General features: G+C 57.6%; 17 protein-coding genes. 12 read left to right on the forward strand and 5 right to left on the reverse strand.

The genetic code is table 11. From position 1 onward, the window contains the following. Positions 1-337: 337 nt before the first annotated feature. From ACEN84_RS01080 to ACEN84_RS01100, 5 genes are all read left to right on the forward strand, one after another. A complete protein-coding gene (locus tag ACEN84_RS01080) occupies positions 338-952 on the forward strand; it encodes a GntR family transcriptional regulator (protein ID WP_413709012.1) in 615 nt (204 codons plus the stop codon). 469 nt (positions 953-1421) lie between these two features. After that, on the forward strand, positions 1422-2108 hold the full coding sequence (locus ACEN84_RS01085; RefSeq protein WP_413708900.1) for an HAD-IA family hydrolase: 687 nt from the start codon (positions 1422-1424) through the stop codon (positions 2106-2108). Between the two features lie 205 nt (positions 2109-2313). Continuing rightward, positions 2314-3426, forward strand: a complete 1113-nt coding sequence (locus ACEN84_RS01090; protein WP_413708901.1) for an NADH:flavin oxidoreductase/NADH oxidase — start codon at positions 2314-2316, stop codon at positions 3424-3426. A gap of 677 nt (positions 3427-4103) precedes the next feature. Beyond that, a complete protein-coding gene (locus ACEN84_RS01095) occupies positions 4104-4337 on the forward strand; it encodes a DUF2171 domain-containing protein (protein ID WP_413708902.1) in 234 nt (77 codons plus the stop codon). A 78-nt stretch (positions 4338-4415) separates the two neighbouring features. Beyond that, positions 4416-6152, forward strand: coding sequence for an FAD/NAD(P)-binding protein (locus tag ACEN84_RS01100; RefSeq protein WP_413708903.1), 1737 nt, complete (start codon positions 4416-4418; stop codon positions 6150-6152). Here the strand turns inward: ACEN84_RS01100 and ACEN84_RS01105 are convergent. The 3 genes from ACEN84_RS01105 to ACEN84_RS01115 all read right to left on the reverse strand — a co-directional run bounded on the left by ACEN84_RS01105 (position 6068) and on the right by ACEN84_RS01115 (position 9679). Continuing rightward, the gene (locus ACEN84_RS01105; RefSeq protein WP_413708904.1) at positions 6068-7075 is read right to left on the reverse strand and encodes an MOSC domain-containing protein; all 1008 of its coding nucleotides are present in this window, start codon (positions 7073-7075) and stop codon (positions 6068-6070) included. The two genes, ACEN84_RS01100 and ACEN84_RS01105, sit on opposite strands and share 85 nt — an antisense overlap. A 116-nt stretch (positions 7076-7191) precedes the next feature. After that, the gene (locus ACEN84_RS01110) at positions 7192-8547 is read right to left on the reverse strand and encodes a pilus assembly protein TadG-related protein (protein WP_112715979.1); all 1356 of its coding nucleotides are present in this window, start codon (positions 8545-8547) and stop codon (positions 7192-7194) included. Between the two features lie 493 nt (positions 8548-9040). Next, complete coding sequence (locus ACEN84_RS01115) at positions 9041-9679, reverse strand: L,D-transpeptidase (protein ID WP_148195175.1); 639 nt, start codon at positions 9677-9679, stop codon at positions 9041-9043. 1172 nt (positions 9680-10851) lie between these two features. On the opposite strand from ACEN84_RS01115, the gene tnpA reads away from it, so the two are divergent. Genes tnpA through tnpC form a run of 3 tightly spaced genes read left to right on the forward strand, consistent with a single transcriptional unit; the run spans position 10852 to position 13304 of the window. Further along, positions 10852-11259, forward strand: a complete 408-nt coding sequence (gene tnpA, locus ACEN84_RS01120; protein WP_413708905.1) for an IS66-like element accessory protein TnpA — start codon at positions 10852-10854, stop codon at positions 11257-11259. After that, complete coding sequence (gene tnpB / locus ACEN84_RS01125) at positions 11256-11603, forward strand: IS66 family insertion sequence element accessory protein TnpB (protein ID WP_008536653.1); 348 nt, start codon at positions 11256-11258, stop codon at positions 11601-11603. Before tnpA ends, tnpB begins: the two co-directional genes overlap by 4 nt. A gap of 45 nt (positions 11604-11648) precedes the next feature. Next, positions 11649-13304 (forward strand): IS66 family transposase, encoded by a 1656-nt coding sequence (gene tnpC / locus ACEN84_RS01130; protein ID WP_413708906.1) that lies wholly within the window; start codon positions 11649-11651, stop codon positions 13302-13304. Between the two features lie 819 nt (positions 13305-14123). On the opposite strand, the gene ACEN84_RS01135 is transcribed toward tnpC, so the two are convergent. Then, positions 14124-14534, reverse strand: coding sequence for a response regulator (locus tag ACEN84_RS01135; RefSeq protein WP_112715981.1), 411 nt, complete (start codon positions 14532-14534; stop codon positions 14124-14126). Between the two features lie 356 nt (positions 14535-14890). Here ACEN84_RS01135 and ACEN84_RS01140 point away from each other — a divergent pair, with 356 nt between their 5' ends. Both ACEN84_RS01140 and ACEN84_RS01145 read left to right on the forward strand, forming a co-directional pair. Beyond that, positions 14891-15109 carry a hypothetical protein gene (locus ACEN84_RS01140; protein WP_112715985.1) on the forward strand — a complete coding sequence of 73 codons (219 nt, stop codon included), beginning with the start codon at positions 14891-14893 and terminating at the stop codon, positions 15107-15109. 243 nt (positions 15110-15352) lie between these two features. Continuing rightward, positions 15353-15574, forward strand: a complete 222-nt coding sequence (locus ACEN84_RS01145) for a hypothetical protein (protein ID WP_112715987.1) — start codon at positions 15353-15355, stop codon at positions 15572-15574. Between the two features lie 787 nt (positions 15575-16361). Here ACEN84_RS01145 and ACEN84_RS01150 read toward each other — a convergent pair. Continuing rightward, a complete protein-coding gene (locus ACEN84_RS01150) occupies positions 16362-16562 on the reverse strand; it encodes a hypothetical protein (RefSeq protein WP_413708907.1) in 201 nt (66 codons plus the stop codon). A 1609-nt stretch (positions 16563-18171) separates the two neighbouring features. Here ACEN84_RS01150 and ACEN84_RS01155 point away from each other — a divergent pair. Both ACEN84_RS01155 and ACEN84_RS01160 read left to right on the forward strand, forming a co-directional pair. Further along, positions 18172-18570, forward strand: a complete 399-nt coding sequence (locus ACEN84_RS01155; protein ID WP_112715989.1) for a DUF1236 domain-containing protein — start codon at positions 18172-18174, stop codon at positions 18568-18570. A gap of 60 nt (positions 18571-18630) precedes the next feature. Then, entirely contained in the window at positions 18631-19212 is a 582-nt protein-coding gene (locus ACEN84_RS01160; RefSeq protein ID WP_413708908.1) for a BA14K family protein, read from the forward strand. Positions 19213-19229: the final 17 nt, after the last annotated feature.

Below are 19229 nucleotides of genomic sequence, written 5' to 3' on the forward strand. Positions count from 1 at the left end.
TACGAAAAAGTGTATGCAATGGCCGTGCCAGTTCCTAAGTCATTGAAAAGAGGAGTTGAAAATCGACATTCAGCCGCACCTGATAAAAGTGTATGCACTTTCGTTGGATAAAATGATGATTTTATAATCAAAACAGGTTCCATGGTGAAAATTACGCCTTCTGCGTAACGTCTTTCGAACTTCGATTCGTGGACGAGTTTTTAAATCCCTGAATTATCTAGATATTTGACTATCTCGTAAATCTGTATCATCTGTATGCAGATTGCTGAGAGAAGGCAGGGCGTTGCCGCGGATACGAAAAAGAGAGGTCATTAGAGCCGGTAACACCGTCGAACAGATGGTGAGGGCAGTTGCCGATCTGATTGTGACGGGAGAACTGCTACCGGGCGAAAAGCTCGATGAGGGCTCGCTAGCCGACCGCTTTGCCGTCTCCCGCACACCGGTGCGCGAGGCTTTGCGCGAACTCGGGGCGATGGGGCTGGTTGCCCGCGAGCCCAACCGCAGCGCAGTTGTTGCAAATGTTTCTGGGCACTATCTTCATTCGATGTTCGAGGCGATGGCTGAGCTCGAGCGAATATGCGCCCGGCTTTGTGCCGAGCGTATGAGCGTTGACGAGCGCAGATTGCTCGAGCGCCAACACGAGGGTTCAAAGGTGTTGGTGCATCAGTTTAACGTGGATGAATACGCCGCGCATAACGCCGAATTCCACACCCGCCTCTATCGCGGAGCGCGCAACGATCATATCTTCGAGCTAGCGACTGCAACTCGTGCCAGACTTGCACCTTTTCGCAGCGCCCAGTTCCGCCTGCCTGACCGTTTGGCAAGATCATTTCAAGAGCACGATCTTATCGTCCAGGCAATCCTGAGAGCGGATGGAGCGGCGGCTGGCGATTATGCTTTCCAGCACGTTGAATTGGTCAGTAGCGCAAGCAGCGTCTTCGCAAGGGGCTGATATGTCGATGATGCGTTCTTTTTAGAATGGGTCACGCTGCAACCAGTCCGGTCCAAACAATCCGATAATGCTCTGACGAGCTCACCGCTCGGGTCGGAAGCGAGAGCGCATCAATGCTCCCGGGTTTAGATATCGGGTGAACTGATTGAGGGGACGACACGCGTCCGTCGTCTGCGGTTATCGTAGATAACAAAGCTGCCGAAGCACCGCGTGGACCTCGCGTCCAGGTCCATAATCTTCACGAACCATTGACGGGAGGCCCCTCAAAAACGTGATCAGTGCGATCATCGCGATGCCCCAGAAATAGGCCGCCGTTGATAGAGCGGCCGTGCGCGTGAGATCTCACCAGTGGATGGCTGGATGTCAGAAAAGGTCAGGTCACATCCTTGACTGTAGAAGGCGGTACCACACGTGTTTCACGCGGTTGGCTGCCGCGAGTCCGAAACACGAACTGCGGGAAGAGCTATTCATGATCTCTGTTTTCACAAAGCCATTTGCCGGCTTCCTTTTCGATATGGACGGCACGATCATCAACTCAGCAGCTTCAACTGATCGGGTTTGGGGCAGGTGGGCCGTTCGCCACGGATTAGATCCACATGAGCTTCTTGCGAAAATGCACGGATCGAGGTCGGTTGATACGATCCGGCGATTGAACCTGCCGGGGGTAGATCCCGAACGGGAAGCCGCGGCAATTGAAGCCGAGGAAGCTGATGACATCGAGGACGTGGTTGCCATTCCCGGCGCTCAGACATTCTTAAACAGTCTGCCGGCGCGACGGTGGGCACTGGTGACATCGTCTTCGAAGAAGCTTGTGCTGCGTCGACTGGAGGCTGCACAACTTCCTGTACCTGAGTTTCTCGTAACGGCTGAGGAAGTCGTGCATGGGAAGCCCGATCCCGAAGCCTATCTTCTCGGCGCCGAGAAGCTGGGTGTCAATGCAAGAGATTGCCTGATCTTTGAGGATACGATGCCGGGTCTGAACGCTGGCGAAGCTGCTGGGGGCAACATCCTGCTGATCAGCGCCGTTCATAATCCTCCCCTGGCAAGCGAACACGAGGCGGTCGACGACTTTCGGCAACTGAGAGCGGTTCCTTCCAACGACGGCGCTGTGCTTCGAATCGAAAAAATCACGGGCAGCAGTATTGCCGGTAGGTAAACGTTTGATGGCGGCCAGGCGCTCGACGCTGTCTCATCCGGTGCTCCGGTGTCGTTTTAAATCATGATGATCGCGCCTGACGTGCCGCGACGAAAACCCTTCTTGATCTCCTTTCAAATGGCACGGTGTCAGGCGTGTTGCGTATGAGATGCACTTGCAACCGGCTGTCACCAGCGTCATAGCTGTGCGTCGTAGAGGAGCCCACATGTCAAAGACAAGACTGTTCTCGCCTATCCGTATCGGGTCGCTCAACATGCGAAACCGCATCGTCATCGCGCCTATGTGCCAGTACTCGGCTGCCGACGGCGAAATGACTGACTGGCATCACATTCACCTTGGCCATCTCGCACTCTCGGGCGCGGGCATTCTTACGATCGAGGCGACAGCAGTCTTACCAGAGGGTCGGATAACCTACGGTGACGTCGGCCTATATTCCGATGGCTGTCAGGCCGCGATGGATCGTGTGCTGACCAGTGTCAGACGGTGGTCCAACATGCCTGTTGCGATCCAACTCGGCCATGCTGGCCGCAAGGCCTCGACTGAGAAGCCATGGCTTGGTGGTCATCAGCTGAGCCCAGGCGAAAAGAACGGCTGGAAAACCGCCGCTCCTAGCGCTGTTGCGTTCAAGCCTGAATACGATCCGCCTCAACAACTCGATAGAGACGGACTTAAGCGGGTGCGTGGTGCTTTTGCAGACGCCGCAAGACGTGCTGCCGCTCTCGGGATTGACGCTGTGCAGATCCATGGCGCACATGGCTATCTGCTGCATCAGTTCCTGTCACCACTGTCAAACAAACGCACCGACGAGTACGGCGGCTCGCTTGAGAACCGCATGCGGTTTCCCCTGGAAGTTTTCGATGTGGTCAGAGAGGCTTTCCCTTCCGACAAGCCTGTGACGATGCGCGTGTCGGCGACCGACTGGGCACAGGGGGGGTGGGACAACGCTCAGACCGTCGTTTTCGCCGAGGCGCTGGAGGCGAGAGGGTGCTCGGCAATCCATGTTTCGACCGGCGGGCTCTCGGCTCACCAGCAGATTTCAATCGGTCCAAGCTACCAGGTACCCTTCGCGCGCACCGTCAAACATGCAGTCAAGATACCTGTGATCGCTGTCGGTCTCATTACTGACTTCGAACAGGCGGAAGCCATATTGACAACGGGGGATGCTGATCTCATTGCGATCGCGAGAGCGATCCTCTACGATCCGCGCTGGCCGTGGCACGCTGCCGCGCATTTCGGGGAAACCGTTGATGCGCCCGAACAATATCTTCGCAGCCAGCCTCGTCAGTTCAAGGACCTGTTCGGAACGCCGGCGGGATGATTGCCGTAGGGTATTGCCACTCAGACCTTCGATGAGACCTCGCGGCAACCGAACTAACGCTTCTCCGGTTGCCGCCGTCCCCGCCAGCTGCAAATGTTTTCCCAAGCCAAGGCGATACCGGCTAGCAATAGGAAAACGGTCGGAATAGCGACTATGGGAGTGGTCCAGACGCTGAGAGCACCGGTCAACCACCATAGCATCCATACTGCGTCAGCCATCAAAAACAAGGCGACAAGAAATGAGATCGCTCTACGCATCACGCCCCATCTGACCATTTACATGAAAGTAGAACTTGGACGGCCTCCATGGGTTCCGGCCTGCGGGCATTGTCTCGGCTGCGATGCTGCGCAGCCAGGATCACGCGGTGGCTATCGCGCCTGCGTGGGATCTGGCGTCAGCCGAAACGTTCGCCTGTCAAGCGCCCCGCTGTCGGCGGCACCCCGCACGGCGCCAATATTTCAAATTCAGTACCGATGAGGCTCCCTCGAAGCCGATCCGGTGGATCTTCCCTTATCGGTCGCTGCAGTGCACGAATACAGAAAGCCTCGCGCGGGCCTATGACGAGGCAGCGTATTTGGCGACCGTCATATTCCCATTCTCATGTGAACCCTCGCATTGATGACAATGGAACATCATCATCATCTACACGTTCCTCGCCGCCAGCAAAGGAGCAAATGATGATACGAGCAGAACAGATTACCGAGCACATGGAAGTCATCTCTCAGGACGGAGCGCATGTCGGCACGGTCGACCACATGGACGGCGACAGCCGCTTCAAGCTTACCAAGACCGACTCCGACGATGGAAAACATCATTTCGTTCCCTTGGAATGGGTGGATCATGTCGATGAGCATGTGCACCTCTCCAAGAGCGAAGCTGATGTTCGCAGCGCATGGTCCGTCGAGGACTGACGACCTACAACGCTTGACGTGAAACAAACCATGGGGCCGGGCCGTCCGGCTCCTCCTTCAAGCAGCTACGGGAACAGCATGGCAAGGATCGCGATCATCGGCTCGGGACCGACGGGGATCTATACTCTCAAGGGGCTCATCTCGCACCCGGCTGGACTTTCGATCACCGTCTTCGAGGAAAGTCCGGACCCCGGTAAAGGCACTCCTTACCATCCAGCCGTCAACGACAAGGCTATGTTGGCGAATATAGCGAGCATCGAGATTCCGCCGATCATTGACAGCCTCGTAGGCTGGCTCAGATCGCGGTCCAACGAGGAGCTACAGAATCTCGGCATAGCACGCGACGCGATCGGCGAGCGCGAGTTCTATCCCCGCATCGTTCTTGGTGACTACTTTGCTGCGCAGTTTTGGGAGCTGGTCAGGCGTGGCCATGCGGCGGGTCACACGATTGACGTCCGGGGAAGCTGCCGGATCGCCGACATCGCATTGAATGCGCATGATCTAACAGTCACGGCAACAAGCAGCGAGAGTTCGCCTTGCCGGTTGAGCTTCGATCATGTTGTGATGGCAACAGGTCATGACTGGCCGCAGGATACAGAAACATCTCCGGGCTATTTTGCCTCTCCATGGCCCGCAGCTGCTATCAAGCGGATCAAGGCCGTCAAGGTCGGCGTTCTTGGAACGTCCCTCAGTGGCATTGACGCCGTGGTTTCGGTGGCGACGGCGCACGGGATGTTCCTGCGGGACGATATGGGGGCGCTGCTGTACCAGCCTTTGCAAGGTCGCGAGGACCTGCACATCACGATGATGTCGAGGAAGGGACTGCTTCCTGAGGCCGATTTCTACTGCCCTATCCCTTACGAGCCATTGGCTATATGTACACCGATGGCGGTCGAGCAGGCAGTGCACGATGAACCGGACAGGCTTCTGGACGCTGTGTTCGATCTCTTCAAGCAGGAGCTTGCCCGTGCGGATCCTGATTTTGCTGCACGCATTGGACTGGCCCTTGCGACGGTAGAAGATATTTCCGATCGATACTTCCGCGAACGGACAGCCAGCGACCAGTTCGTATGGGCCGGCCGTGTTCTCGCACAGGCCAAACGGGATAAGATCGAGCGCAACACGGTTCCTTGGCGCTACGCTATCCTGCGCATGCATGAGGTCATTGCACGAGCGGTGCCGCACTTCAGCAACGGCGACCTGGGACGCTTCCATAAATATTTCAAAACGGTCTTCGTGGACGATTATGCGACGGTTCCACATGAATCCATTGAGCGGCTCTTGGCGTTGCACAATGCCGGGAAGCTAGAGGTGATGGCAACGGGTTCTGATTACACGATCGAAAAGACCGACGGTCAGCCGGGGGTCGAGCTGACTGTCGCTGCTTCCTCGCCCATCCGTTTCGCGGCTTTCATTGACGCCACCGGGCAACATCCTCTCTCCGCAAAGGACATTCCGTTCGAGAGCCTCCGACGCCAGGACGTCATCCGGCAGGCTCAGACACCGACCAATAGCCTGGGTGGCGACGGGTACGATCTCAGGCCCACAGGGGGGATCGACGTCGATGAAAGCTTCCGGCCGAAGTTCGAAGCGAACTTGACAAACCAGCTCTACTGCGTATCGGTGCCTTTCCTGTTGCACAAGCTGCCATTCGTCCAGGGCATAACATCTGCAAGCGATATGGGCGAGATCGTTTCTGAATCGATCAGGAGCGCGCTCGGGAAAGTCAGTCAGTTACTGCCATTCCCGGTTTCGACTGAAAGGCTAAATCGATCGCCTACACCGACGACGCCCACCGAGGATACGGTTGCATAGACGCCGAATGCTCGATGCCGCTTTCTGACGATGGTACGAAGCACCTCGGCATCCTCGTCAATTCCTTGTTGGGCGATCATGGTCATGCCGCAACGCTTGGCAACCTCCTTTACCAGCCCGCCGCCCCCAACGCCGACGTGGAACGATTGCCCTACCCAGCCCTGGTCATCGCTTTCAGTGCTGATCACCAGATTTGGCCGGAAGCGGCGTGTGTCGATAAAGCTTTTGCCAAGTTCGAGCGATAAAGCGCGTAGGGATGATGTCGTTATGAGGTGAAGCGGGGTGACGTCGTACCTTGGCTTGAGGCAGACCGTCGACCCATTGGTGAGAGACACCTTGGTTCCGGCAGCTCGTATGCCGCACCGGAAGCCCATGTGCTCGCTTACCAGTCTATCGAGTTCGCTTCCATGACTGGCCTCGTGCTTTCCAACTGAGACAACCACTGATGTACCTTCAATGCGTGCTGCCATCAACAAAGCCTTGCGCCAACGAAGGTCGCTTTCGGGAGAGGCGACTTGACCGTTATCGAGGTCAACGAGCAGATGCGTCCTGTCCCCGGCTATGCCCGAGAGGCAGATTTCGCCCGAGGTGAGCTTCTCGCCGCCCAAGCTCGATACCGGATATCTCCAAACTTCTATAACATGGCCAGCCATCAAACCTCTCGCATTTTCGCAGCAACCCTTGCCGAAAGCTGCTACGACAAATGCGGACCAGGATAGTTCGTTCCTGCAGTGGCTTTCAAAATGTCCAAAACGTGTCGCAACGGTTGGCGCGCCGGCCTTTGGTGAGCCATGCAAGGCCATGGCGATGCGCACTATTCCGTTACGTTCCTTCTCGCCCTCATGCGGCTGGAAATGACAGCGGCGGCTCCTGTCATCGAACTCTGGTGATCCAATTGCTAAAGCATCGGTCGCTCTACTCAACCGCTGGACACCCAAACGTTCACGGAGAGGGTGCCACGGCATCCCGGATGAAGCCGTTGAACGCTTAATGGCCTGGCCCGACAAGATTGCTGCAAGGCCGCGTGATCTGCGGCGCACTACATTGTTAGCCGCGGCGTGATGATCTGCCCGGCGATTGTCTTGAACACGTCCACCAGCTTGGCGGAATCTTCCATCGCATAGGCTTTCGAACTGTCGGAGGCGCAAGACGCGAGGCCGGCGGCTGTCGGGCCCGTGACGCCGACGGCCACCGTAAAGATCGTGATGCCGGCCGCCTTCGCATTTGTGCAGACGCTGGACATCAACGCATTGGCCTTTGCGGCGTCGGTCCCTGTGTGCTGAAGGTAGTTCGACTTGTTAGGAGACAAAGTGTTGGCGCCATCGGTCATTAAGACAATGAATTTGCTGAGGCCATTACCCTTTGGAAGAGCTTCCTCCATGGGCATTTGCGAAGACAGGGTGTTCCAACCCCACAGGATGCCCGCAGGAATATAGGTCTCGTCCTTAGCAGCCATCTTAGATATCGCCATGCGTAACGAAGTATAGTTGTTGGTCAGCGGCATGACGACCGACCCGCAGGTGGTATTCTGCAGCCCAGTATATTTGGTCGCCGGTTGAACGTCGTTGACGTCGAGCGGACTTGGCCGCGAACCGACGCAGCCGTTCCAGGTATAGTTGAAAGTTTTATCGGAGCAGGTGGTGACGGGCTCGTCATATGTATAGCTGTCGCATTGCTCCTTCTGCCCCGTCGTGGTCACGCCGTCATTCGTAGTGGTGGTCGGAACCATTTTGCAGCCCGACTTGGACAGGAGTTTTTTCGAGGTAGTGCAGGTATTTCTGACCTCAGACGTATCATTAGGTACACTAAGCCAAGGCTGCCCCCGGTTTTCTGTCCCGACGTTAACGTATCGTGAGAACGGCACCAGCGAGAAGCGAGCATTCACATTCGATGCCGTCTCGAAAACCTTAAGCAAGGAGTTCGCTGCCGCCTTCAGATCTGTCAGCTTTTGACCAGACATCGATCCCGTATTGTCGAGCACCATCGAAACCTCGATCTTCTGATAGCCGGAGCGCACTGATTGCGCAGAAACGGCGACCTCGAGGTTGTCTTGGAACAGGATCTGACCGATCGTCAGCGGAACACGGGTCCTGGCGTTCAGGGTAATGTAGTTGGACGCCGAGACCTGGAGATCGTCGACACTGGCAGACTTGGCTAGATCGCCGCTCAGATTGGCAATGAAAACACGGGTTGCTTCTATTTTCATGTTGTCGACCGACGTCGACGGCATTGATGCCGCAGCGAGGACGGCGGCATCCGCTGCAGCTTGCAAATCGGCCTTTCGTGACAGGGCCATGGAGAAGTCAGTCGCCATCCCAGCGGCCCCAATCAGTGGCACGGCGACGATTGCGGTCATAACCGCGAAATTACCTGACTTATCTTTCCAGATCGACATCGTTCACCCCGCAGTTCTAGGTGGTTCAAATTGAAGTGAAAGCGTTTAGCATTTGTTAAGAAGAGATCCGGGTGATCCCGAATGAACGCGAGGAATGGCCGGCCAAGGCGCGCCGACGGAGCGACGCCAGTCGGCGATAACGTCTCCTTGGGCCAGACGGCTAGGACAAAGCAGCCGGTCCAGGAAAGAATGCACCAGTACCAGTTGGTTCGGACGGCGCGTCTGGGGCAGGCGCAAAAGCAAATGGCCCGGGCGCCGGGTGGGGGAGCCGGTCCAGGTCGTCATAGCGTCCCGGGCGGCAAAAGCTCTAGCGGTGGCGGCGGCAAGGGTTCCTGCGATGGGGATGCTGTGAAGGGCCCCGGCAGCCATTTGGCTGGAGTTTGTAATGTGCAAGAAAAGCGAGGGTCAACGTTTCAAACGGTGCTGCTGCACAGCCGTGTTGACCGCCGAGGGTCAGTTACTATGAAGTGGGCGGATGGTGAGGGGCAGGACGCTATCGCACAATGACCTTTGTTCCGGTCTGGACCAGCTCGTACAGCTCCTCCACGTCCTGCCGGTACATCCGAAAGCAGCCACTTGAAGCCTTTGTGCCGATCGAGGACGGATCGTTGGTCCCGTGAATGCGCAACAGACCATCGGCAAGGTAGATCGCGCGCGTTCCCAGCGGGTTTTGGGGGCCAGGGGCGACGACCGCGGGCAGCCGCGGGTTTTTTTCCCGCATGCTTGCGGTCGGTCGCCATTCCGGATGTTCGCGCTTGGCGACCACCCGCGTCGTTCCAAACCACTGTTTTCCCTCCCGTCCGACGGCGATCGGGTAGACGAATTGCTGTCCCTGCGACGTCGTGTAAGTCAGCGTTCTGCGGCGTGTTGAGATTTCGATGGTGCCGCGGCCGATATTGATCGACGGCCGTTGACGCTCCAGCTCTGGCGCCCGATAGCGCGGTTCCCGATACCCGGGTTCAAGATAGCGCTGGTCGTTCTCATCGTAGGGAGGCGGCGGATACGGACTGTACGGGTCGTCGTAGCCATACCCGTCATAATCTCCGTAATCCTGCTGAGGGGGGTAAAACTGCGCATTGGCGTTTCCCGCGAAGAGCGCGCTGCACAAGGCAAAGACGACCATCGATTTCATGTAGAGCCACCGAACGTTTTTCATCGATTGGACCGAATTCTGTGGCAGCACTATGACGACGACTACGCAGTGCGAGCTTTCGAGATGTTGATCCGACCGAGACTGTCTGCATCCTCGGTCTCGAAGGAAATCCGGCGGGCTCGCGAAGTCTCTGCAAGCGCCCAGATTTGCCGTCCCTTTTTAGGGCGAGTTTCAGGAAAGGTGCAAAGAGTAGTGCTAAGTGTTCGTTAATGCCCGCGCTCGAGACACCACGGCTCTGCCTCATCGTCGTCGCCAAAATGTTCGTTTGGAAAAAGCCGACGCTTGCGCATCGCAAGGCGTTTACTCAGCCGATCGGTGGCCGCAGCGGTCTCTTGACCGGCTGATCCTCGTGCACTGCCCGGAGTGATCTCCGTTTTCGGACGTCAGTTAAGCGAGCTGGGTCGACCTTTCTATGCCAGCCGACAGCGGCGCGGATCGAGGCCGCGCTTTAGGCGTCCCAATCAACATCGGAACAACGCCGTTGGATGCAGGTTAGGTTAATGAGCGTTGCGTTTTCCTAACTCAGGATGCGCAGCATGGTAAGTCACGGCAGCTCGCAAGGTCAGAACGTCAACGCTGGCTTGTCGGATTTTCAGGCTCTTACGCTCATGCGCGCAACGACTAATCAGCGGCGTCCATGACGCTGAGGCAGGGAAAGATGCAACGATTTTACCGTGTGGACAGTCAAACAGCACAAGCTTATCCGGGGCATCTCATCGTCGTCTGGGGCGACGTTGAAAGGATAGTTGGTGAAGTGGTTCCTATGGGTCATACTTCCCGCGGCCAAACGGAACCCCTTGAAGCTGCAATCCATAACGCCCTCCTTATAAAACAGCGTGACGCGCTGCCCATTGCAGTGCGAGATGATTTGGGGCTGTGGCCGCCGAGGCTCGGTCAGTTGGTTGTTTGGGATCCATGAGAGTATTGAGAGATCAAGTTAATGATCGCTGTTATAGCTTTCACGCCTGACATTGCCGCGCTTAGCGCTGCCACATCGGCCGCCCTTAGGAAGCCGGCTGCATCAAGATGCGGTGGCAATGTTTCATGGCGTGGTAGGGTGGGGCGCCTTCATGGTAAGCCCACGGTGAAGGCCGTCTTGCGATGACGGCCTGCTGACTGCCAGTCCTAGTGGTAACACTAGGAGTAGTCATATGACGAAGCATCCAATTCAGGTGATCACGTCTGTGGAGCGCCGTCGGCGCTGGTCACGCGAAGATAAACGGCGGCTCGTGGCTGCCTGCTTTGAGCCAGATGCGGTCATCTCCGAGATTGCCCGCGCGGCCGGCATCCATGTCAGCCAGTTGTTCCGTTGGCGCAAAGAGCTTTGCCGGATCGAGAGGCCAAGGTCTGACACGACGACTTTGGTGCCGGTGATCGTGTCGGAGGCCGCGCCGGCGGTATCTCCAGTTCAACCGGAACCGCCCACCACATCCCATCCTCGTCGGAAGCGCAGCGATGTAACGATCGAGCTTGGACGGGGTCGGCGCGTCCGCGTGGATAGCGACATCGATACTGACGCGCTTGGCCGGATTCTCGATTGCGTGCTGGGGCTGCGATGATCCCAGTTCCGAGTGGTGTGAAGGTCTGGCTGGCGACGGGCCACACCGATATGCGCAAGGGCTTCCCCGGTCTGTCGTTGATGGTGCAGGAGGCGCTGAAGCGCGACCCGATGTGCGGTCACCTGTTCGTATTCCGCGGCCGAGGCGGTGGCCTGATCAAGGTGATCTGGCATGATGGCCAGGGAGCTTGCCTGTTCACCAAGAAGCTCGAGCGAGGACGCTTCATCTGGCCGTCAGCGGCCGATGGCACGGTAGTGATCACGCCTGCGCAGCTCGGCTATCTGCTGGAGGGCATCGACTGGCGGATGCCGCAAAAGACCTGGCGGCCAACGTCGGCCGGATAAGCAAAAACACTGGAATGACAGGGTCGAATATGATTCCATCCTGTCATGAGCAATGCGGCTGATGAGCTTCCGGACGACCTTGCCAGTGCCCTTGCACTGCTAGCCCAGGAACGCGCTCGACGTGTTGCAGCCGAGGCAGAAGCGGCGACCGCCAAGGCAGAAGCCGCCAGCGCAAAGGCACTCGTATCGCATTCCGAGGCGCGGATCGCTCGGCTGAAGCTGGAGATCGACAAGGTTCGTCGCGAACTTTACGGCAGCAGGTCCGAGCGCAAGGCGCGGCTTCTGGAGCAGATGGAACTGCAGCTCGAAGAACTCGAGGCAGACGCCGGTGAAGATGAATTGGTCGCGGAAATCGCCGCCAAGGCCTTAGTCGTCAAAGCCTTCGAGCGCAGGCGTCCGTCACGCAAGCCCTTTCCCGAACATCTGCCACGCGAACGCGTCGTCATCGCTGCTCCCACCAATTGCGCCTGCTGCGGATCGGCCAAACTGTCGAAGCTCGGTGAGGACATCACCGAGACCCTGGAGGTCGTCCCGCGTCAGTGGAAAGTCATACAGACGGTGCGGGAGAAGTTCACCTGCCGCGAGTGTGAGAAGATCACGCAGCCACTGGCTCCCTTCCATGTGACGCCACGCGGCTTTGCCGGGCCGAACCTGCTGGCGATGATCCTGTTTGAGAAGTTCGCCCAGCACCAGCCGCTCAATCGCCAGAGCGAACGCTATGCCCGCGAGGGCGTCGACCTCAGCTTGTCGACGCTGGCCGATCAGGTTGGAGCATGTGCAGCGGCGCTGAAGCCCATCCACTCCCTGATCGAGACGCATGTCCTTGCTGCCGAACGTCTGCACGGCGACGACACGACCGTGCCAATTCTGGCCAGAGGAAAGACCGATACGGGCCGCATCTGGACCTATGTTCGGGACGATCGGCCGTTCGCAGGGCTTTCCCCGCCGGCGGCCCTTTACTATGCCTCGCGAGATCGACGGCAGGAGCATCCGGAACGCCATCTGAAGACCTTCACCGGCATTTTGCAGGCGGACGCCTATGGCGGCTACAATCCGCTGTTCAAGGCTGATCGCGATCCAAATCCGCTAAGGCAGGCGTTGTGCTGGGCGCACTCGCGGCGCAAGTTCTTCGTGCTCGCCGACATTGCCGCAAACGCCAAGCGTGGAAAGAACGCTGCGCCGATCTCGCCTATGGCGCTTGAAGCCGTCAAACGGATCGACGGCCTCTTCGATATCGAGCGCGAGATCAACGGACTTACGGCCGATCAACGCCTGGAGCGTCGCCAGAGAGACAGCCTGCCGCTCGTCGATGATCTGAGGGACTGGCTTCAAACCGAGCGGGCAAAGCTATCACGCAGTTCACCGGTCGCGGAGGCCATCGACTACATGCTCAAACGATGGGACGGCTTCACGTCATTCCTGGAGGATGGCAGAATCTGCCTGACGAACAATGCCGCCGAGCGAGCGCTCAGAGGCTTCGCACTCGGCAGGAAGTCCTGGCTCTTCGCCGGATCAGACCGCGGCGCAGATCGTGCCGCCTTCATGGCCACGCTGATTATGAGTGCCAAGCTCAACGACATCGATCCGCAGGCGTGGCTTGCGGATGTCCTTGCCCGTATAGCGGACACGCCGATTACCAAGCTGGAGCAGTTGCTCCCGTGGAATTGGACGCTGCCGGCCGTCAACGCTCAAGCTGCCTGACCTGTGGCCTTCACCGGAGGCTTACCCTTCATGCTGACTCGCTCGCTTTTCACCTCAGGCGGCCAATCTGAGCCATGCAGAAGGGGTGGATGAGCGAGTCATTTCGATCAATACTCTTATTGTCGAGGCTGCTTACTTTTTGCCGCCTGCATCGCCATTCGTATAAGGTACTCAATGAGCTTCTCGCCGTCGCCGCGGACTGCCTTGCACAGACTTCGATTTAGCTGATTTGCCATTTATTCCTCGTGCTCGCAGGCTCGGGAGACGCCACTTTAGCCAGGTGCGGCCTAAAAGGCATGGGCATGCTTTCGCCGCCGGCAGCCAACCTAGGGCACTTTGCTGTCCGTTTCGGCTTAGCCCATCATGGATGTGCCGGGCAATGATCAGTCCGCTGTCTGCTCGTCATCGGCTCAACTCCCCGAGGATTGAGTTCAACTCCCCCTGTCCGGCGATGGAGATGGCTCTCGGCCCAAACCGGAAGCCCTGTAAAACCGGCGGTAGCAACGCAAGGCGCCTCAGGCGATGTCGAACGACGTTCGGGAGCGTTCAACGGCGGCCCGCTTTGTCGGTAACGGATTCACCGACAGCAAAGGGAAGCGAAAGCTAACTTAAAGCTTTCCACGGGGCGCGCGACAGCGGCCAAGGACTATCTACAACAGAAGGAGCATTTCGCCCGGGGTTGGGGCGCCCGCATGGAAAATTTAAGGGCAGACAAAAAAAGAACCGGCGGGTGGCAATTTCCGTACATTCGGCAGAGTGAGAGGTTTGATCGGCCCGGCGACGAACTCCTGGCTCTGCTCTGGCCGGATAGCGGCGCCGTCACGCGAACCCGACGAGAGAAGGGGGCGGCACTAGGCTCTCTCCGCTCCGTCTGGCGGCAGCGTAATCGAGCGCGGCCACGACCTCTGCACCAGAGAGCGGTTTTGCCACCACACCGACTGCACCGGGAAATCCCTTCGAAACGATTTCTGGTGACGCCGTCGCGAATAGCACCGTGACATTCCAGCGCTCTGAGAGCATTTTGCCGATCGCCGTTCCGTCTTCCTCATCAAGATGAATGTCGACTATCGCGACATCGACATGTTCCGCCAGTCGAGCCGCCTCAATAGCATTTCGGGCATGTCCGCAAACCTCGTAACCTCCTGCCATCGCCGCCTCCTCGATGGTCATAGCCATCTCAAGGTCGTCCTCGACGATCAGAACCTTGATAGGTCCTCTAACAGGCTCCATGGCATCACCTCGGTTCTAAGCCCAATGCCATCATTCACGACATCGCAACAACGAGCATGACAGCTCCGACCAAGAGGATGACAAATAACGTGACGATTGTCCAAAAAGCGAGCCGGAAGCCCTTGGAGAATTGGATACTTTTCCAATCCGTCTTCGGGGAGGGGCTGGTTCCCAGAGAAGTGTCGGTGTGCAGGTATCGGGACATAGTGTTCGGTTCCAGTTGGCGCATGGTGAACGGGCGGTAACCGCGAATGTTCCTCTCCCGACTGGTCACGGCTGCGAATGCCTGAATTGAGTAGTTGCTTATACGCCGACAGGCGTTACGCTTACGAAGGCCCAGCATAGAGGTATTGCATATGGATGCTCTCTCCAGGAAAACGGTCGGTATCGAAGACAGTAAGATATTGGTGACGATCCTCGATCAGTGGTGTGCTGCAAATCCGGCAGCGTCGGGAGGTAGCGAAGCGCGAGCAAAAGCTGAGGAACTTGTAGACTGGTTCGAATTCGGCATTTCGGATGCGAATGAATTGGTTGATCTGATCCATCGAAAGCATTGGCAGGTTTCGACAATTTGAGAATAGCTCACGTAAGCATCTCCGATGATTTTTCGACGACGGGATGCCAAAACGACAGGCTCTTGAATCGTCTCGTTCCCGGGTTGCGAGTGTCGATAAGGAACATTCCTGGGACAGTCGACACGGCAGGGGATGACGGGCGGCGTCCTTTCAACTTGTCGTCCACGTCGGCCCGGGAAACTGGCCGCAGCGGTCTCGGTAGAGTGCAAGCAAACCGTAACGCCTTCCTGCTAGCGTTTTAGAATGGAAACCCAAATCATCAAGTTCGGCCTCAGCACGCCCACTCTCGTCATCATTCAGGACGAAATGCCGAAATCGCGGGTTATCAACCTCCTGATTGATCACGTCGTCGACGACGAGGACGCGAGGGCAGCCATCGAGCTCGTCTGCGGTTCTCCAGCGGGCCGTTATGATGGCAATGGATGGTCCTTCTGGTTTGCAATGAAGGACGCGATCTTACACTGACAGCGCAACGTGTCTTCCCTCGCGGTTCGAGCGAAAGCCATTGGTTCTCATGCCCCGACTGCTATGACATGCATCAGAAGCTTTCCAGCCCGGACTCGGCAGTGCCAAGATTGCGCGCCGAGCTCATATGGTTTTGAACGTAATGCGAGATGACGCCAGCCCCCCGCTTGGCTGCGAAGATGGGTTGCGAACGCACTCATTTGAGGATGAGACGGGCCGTTTCATTGTGTCCGACAAGCACGGACGGCATCTCCTGCGATATTGGCGAGCGGTGTAAAGCTGTGCACTTCGTCGTGAGTAGCGCAATCTCCTGTGAAAACATTGCCGTAGAGAGCAAAGTGATAGAGGCCTCCCGTTAATAGGGCCGCCTTGATCCCGGTCTGGCCTTCATTTCTGTTGAAACGAAGAGTGCCCACTGATGGCCAATCGGAGGGATCGCCTCCGTAGGCAGAAATATATGCGACAACCCAGTTGCTTTGCACGCTTTACCTGGTCAACGAGCGCTTTTACGCTGACTGCCTGGCGCCAGCCCTATCCAACTGTAAGTGTTTGGCATGGTTCGCATCACGATCGCCGGCGTTTGCCGCAATGACGGTCATGTTGGAGGCATCCGGGGCCTGGTCTGAGCGCCGGCCCGCTAACAGAAGGGCGTTGAATGGACGCAGGCAATAAATAGAGGTTACAATCGCGGCGGCCAGCCGTACGCCAGCGCGCAGGATGCGACATTTCGACAACGGCCCTTCGGACCGTCGTGAAACCTGCCTTTGAGCACGCCACTCAGGACCGCCTATCCTTCGTTTCCATCGCTGATGAAGTTCGTATCACTACCGTCGGGTGCCGGATTTGCAATGTCTGTGACAGAGACGGGAACTTCTTGCCGCCGCTTTTGCCGACGGACCTCCGCCGTTGAAGATACAGGGTCGGTTATAGAAGGTTGCGCCTGAACTTGGTCCGGTAGTTCCGTGGCATTGCTATCGGTGCGGATCATAATTTCCTCCTAGTTTTGTTTAAACCCGCACGAGTGCTTCCAGTTCCCAAGCGCCACCGGCCTAAGATGCGGAGTAGAACTAAAAACATTGCACATCAAAACGCCCGGGCTGCTTCGGCCAAGGGAAGCTGTTGAGCGCCGGGGGGAAAATGATCAGGCACTGCTGGATCAACGTCGGCCTGGACGTCATACCTGCGACCTACTCCTGCAAGATGATGCCCATCTCGTTCGTATTATCAGCCGATACGATAGGAAGGGTTTGAATCTTATACCGGTCCGAGCCGGTGCGCGGTAAACCGATCAGGCCACCGTCACGAAATCGTGGCTCAGCTTTTGGATCAGGTCCAGGGGGCTCGTATAAGATAGAATTTCAACGTGGTTCAGGTTTGTCGCAGTTTCAAAATTGGAAAGACCGGGTCGGTATGTGAGGCTCACCGGGTTGTCGTCCGAACCTCGACACGCACTGTCGGACGAGAAACTTGCTAGTGTTCTGCCGGCTTAGCTCACGGTGAGCGCAATGACCTTAATATTTCGTCTGAGGCGAGAAGATTGTCGGATATCTGAGCGAAGCGTCGGTAAGGGCGCGCGGCTGGACGCTAGCCGATGCGAGAGGAGGGCTCGCGCTGCGATCCGCCCAGCAAAGGATGCCTGAGGCGGAGGACGGATAACGGAAAATCGTGCAGAAAATCGTGCCGTATTCCCTGGCCGCTGGGCGAGCTCGACATCTTGTGCTGCAGCAACGCTGATTACGACTAGTCCTTCTAATTTCACCGTGCGCCGGAACTTGGGACCATGCGCTGCGTTCGGCGCGTGAGGAGAGCCAACATGTCTGTTCCAAACGAACCCATCGTCCCACCACAATCGCCATCACCGATCGACAGACCGCCGCAGGATCCTGATCGTGTTCCCGCAGACGAACCCGTCCGCGATCCGGATCCCGACGAGCCAGCCAGCCCGTTCAGTCACACCACATCGCATTGCCCGACTTGGGGCCTGATCTGCAGGGGCGTTCGCCTGCAGCCGGAAGATTTCCGGCAAACGGCTTGACTTGCAGAGCCAAATTTGGCGTTGGATTGAACGGCCGCGCGGTGGTCTGGCCAGTGTGGGTTGTCTGGGCTTTGAAGCGGTGCGGCAGTGACGCCGCCACACCAGCCGCGGGGGTGGGCGTTCCGCCGCACGTTTGTCCTGACAGATACACCCATAGAGGGTGCTGCCTCGAAGCTGCAGATCTTTTAATGTCGTTTAGACACCGCATGCGCCCGAACCCGAAAAGAGTGCGATTGCGATTGACAGGCACGATGCCATGCTTCGGACAGCTCGGTCGTTAAAGCCGATGACCGCGACAGGGGCGACCTCGGATGCCCCTAAGCGCGTGCGGAAACTCCAGAGATATGTTGTTCGGCCAAAGCCCAAGCAGCTTCAACCTGATCAGGGACCGTAGCCCCTGCTGTTAAACCAGTAGGATCCAGTCTTCAGCTGGCGACTTTTTGGTCCGGCGGTGCATTCGAGTGGCTTCATCTCGGACCAAGGTCGGGGGTAGGGAACAGCTAATCGCCTCGCTCGTTCTTCGGCAGCGGTCAGATCAGACCGCGTCCAAGGAGAGGTAAAAATGCTCACGAAAATCTCGATAGCCGCCACCCTGTCCGCAGCGCTCCTGTCAGGCACAGCATTCGCTCAGTCGTCGACCGTCAATGGAGCCGCTGGCGGAGCGGTCACCGGCGCGATCGTCGGCGGCCCGGTCGGCGCAGCCGTGGGTGGCGTTGCAGGCGCCGTGGTCGGCACGGTCATCGATCCGCCGCCGCAGAAGGTGGTGACCTATGTCCAGGAAGCTCCGGCTCCGACCACGCGGGTCGTCGTAAAGGAGAAGGTCGTGGTAGGTCAGCCGCTTCCTGAAACAGTCGTCGTCACGCCCGTGCCGGACAATCCGACCTATTCCTACGCGATCGTTAACGACGAACGGGTCATCGTCGAACCATCTTCGCGAAAAGTTGTCCAGATCATCAATTGACGTTCGGCGGGCGCGGGTCTGCCGCGCCCGCCATTTATGTCCCATCAGGAAAACTGCACTATGAAAGCAGTCGCTTCATTGGTCTTTGGCATCGTTTGCGCAGTCGGCGCCGGTATTGTGGGAATTTCAGCAGCTTCTGCTGTGATGTCCAATCCGGAAGGCCAGCATTTAACGACACTCTCCGAGCCTGATCTCTGGACCTCTGAGCCTGTGCGGATAGACGTTGCAAAACAACAATATGAGCGGGTCGAGCCCGTCTATTCGAGCTACGTCACCGATCACGCTGGTGCCAGGATTGCGACGAAGACCCCGGTCGAACGCAGCTTGGAGGCGGATAGTGTACAGGAAAAGGTGGCCACAGCTGCAGCTCATCGCGACTGGTGCGTGCAACGATATCGCTCATACGATGAGGCCGAAAATACATATCGAAGCTTCAGCGGCGAAATACGGACCTGCGTATCGCCCTTCGCACCGCCATCTGCGGTCGCTCAGAGTGCAGACGAGGATCGGGCCACAGCAGACGTAGCCTGGTGCGCTGCACGCTACCGCTCTTATCGCGCCAAGGATAACACTTATCAGCCCTTCGACGGGCCGCGTCGCGCCTGCGTGCCATCAGCGCGTCAGGAAATGGCAGCAAACTAATGAGATGTTTCAGAGCA

Source organism: Rhizobium sp. Rhizsp82, assembly GCF_047325115.1.
Lineage (GTDB): Bacteria > Pseudomonadota > Alphaproteobacteria > Rhizobiales > Rhizobiaceae > Rhizobium.

What these genes read in the sequence shown, in the direction of transcription:
- ACEN84_RS01085 (WP_413708900.1), top strand. Translation starts at nt 1,422, where the DNA reads ATGATCTCTGTTTTCACAAAGCCATTTGCCGGCTTCCTTTTCGATATG.
- ACEN84_RS01145 (WP_112715987.1), top strand. Translation starts at nt 15,353, where the DNA reads ATGGAAACCCAAATCATCAAGTTCGGCCTCAGCACGCCCACTCTCGTC.
- ACEN84_RS01090 (WP_413708901.1), top strand. Translation starts at nt 2,314, where the DNA reads ATGTCAAAGACAAGACTGTTCTCGCCTATCCGTATCGGGTCGCTCAAC.
- ACEN84_RS01155 (WP_112715989.1), top strand. Translation starts at nt 18,172, where the DNA reads ATGCTCACGAAAATCTCGATAGCCGCCACCCTGTCCGCAGCGCTCCTG.
- tnpA (WP_413708905.1), top strand. Translation starts at nt 10,852, where the DNA reads ATGACGAAGCATCCAATTCAGGTGATCACGTCTGTGGAGCGCCGTCGG.
- ACEN84_RS01100 (WP_413708903.1), top strand. Translation starts at nt 4,416, where the DNA reads ATGGCAAGGATCGCGATCATCGGCTCGGGACCGACGGGGATCTATACT.
- ACEN84_RS01135 (WP_112715981.1), bottom strand. Translation starts at nt 14,534, where the DNA reads ATGGAGCCTGTTAGAGGACCTATCAAGGTTCTGATCGTCGAGGACGAC.
- tnpB (WP_008536653.1), top strand. Translation starts at nt 11,256, where the DNA reads ATGATCCCAGTTCCGAGTGGTGTGAAGGTCTGGCTGGCGACGGGCCAC.
- ACEN84_RS01095 (WP_413708902.1), top strand. Translation starts at nt 4,104, where the DNA reads ATGATACGAGCAGAACAGATTACCGAGCACATGGAAGTCATCTCTCAG.
- ACEN84_RS01115 (WP_148195175.1), bottom strand. Translation starts at nt 9,679, where the DNA reads ATGAAATCGATGGTCGTCTTTGCCTTGTGCAGCGCGCTCTTCGCGGGA.
- ACEN84_RS01150 (WP_413708907.1), bottom strand. Translation starts at nt 16,562, where the DNA reads ATGATCCGCACCGATAGCAATGCCACGGAACTACCGGACCAAGTTCAG.
- ACEN84_RS01140 (WP_112715985.1), top strand. Translation starts at nt 14,891, where the DNA reads ATGGATGCTCTCTCCAGGAAAACGGTCGGTATCGAAGACAGTAAGATA.
- ACEN84_RS01160 (WP_413708908.1), top strand. Translation starts at nt 18,631, where the DNA reads ATGAAAGCAGTCGCTTCATTGGTCTTTGGCATCGTTTGCGCAGTCGGC.
- tnpC (WP_413708906.1), top strand. Translation starts at nt 11,649, where the DNA reads ATGAGCAATGCGGCTGATGAGCTTCCGGACGACCTTGCCAGTGCCCTT.
- ACEN84_RS01080 (WP_413709012.1), top strand. Translation starts at nt 338, where the DNA reads ATGGTGAGGGCAGTTGCCGATCTGATTGTGACGGGAGAACTGCTACCG.
- ACEN84_RS01110 (WP_112715979.1), bottom strand. Translation starts at nt 8,547, where the DNA reads ATGTCGATCTGGAAAGATAAGTCAGGTAATTTCGCGGTTATGACCGCA.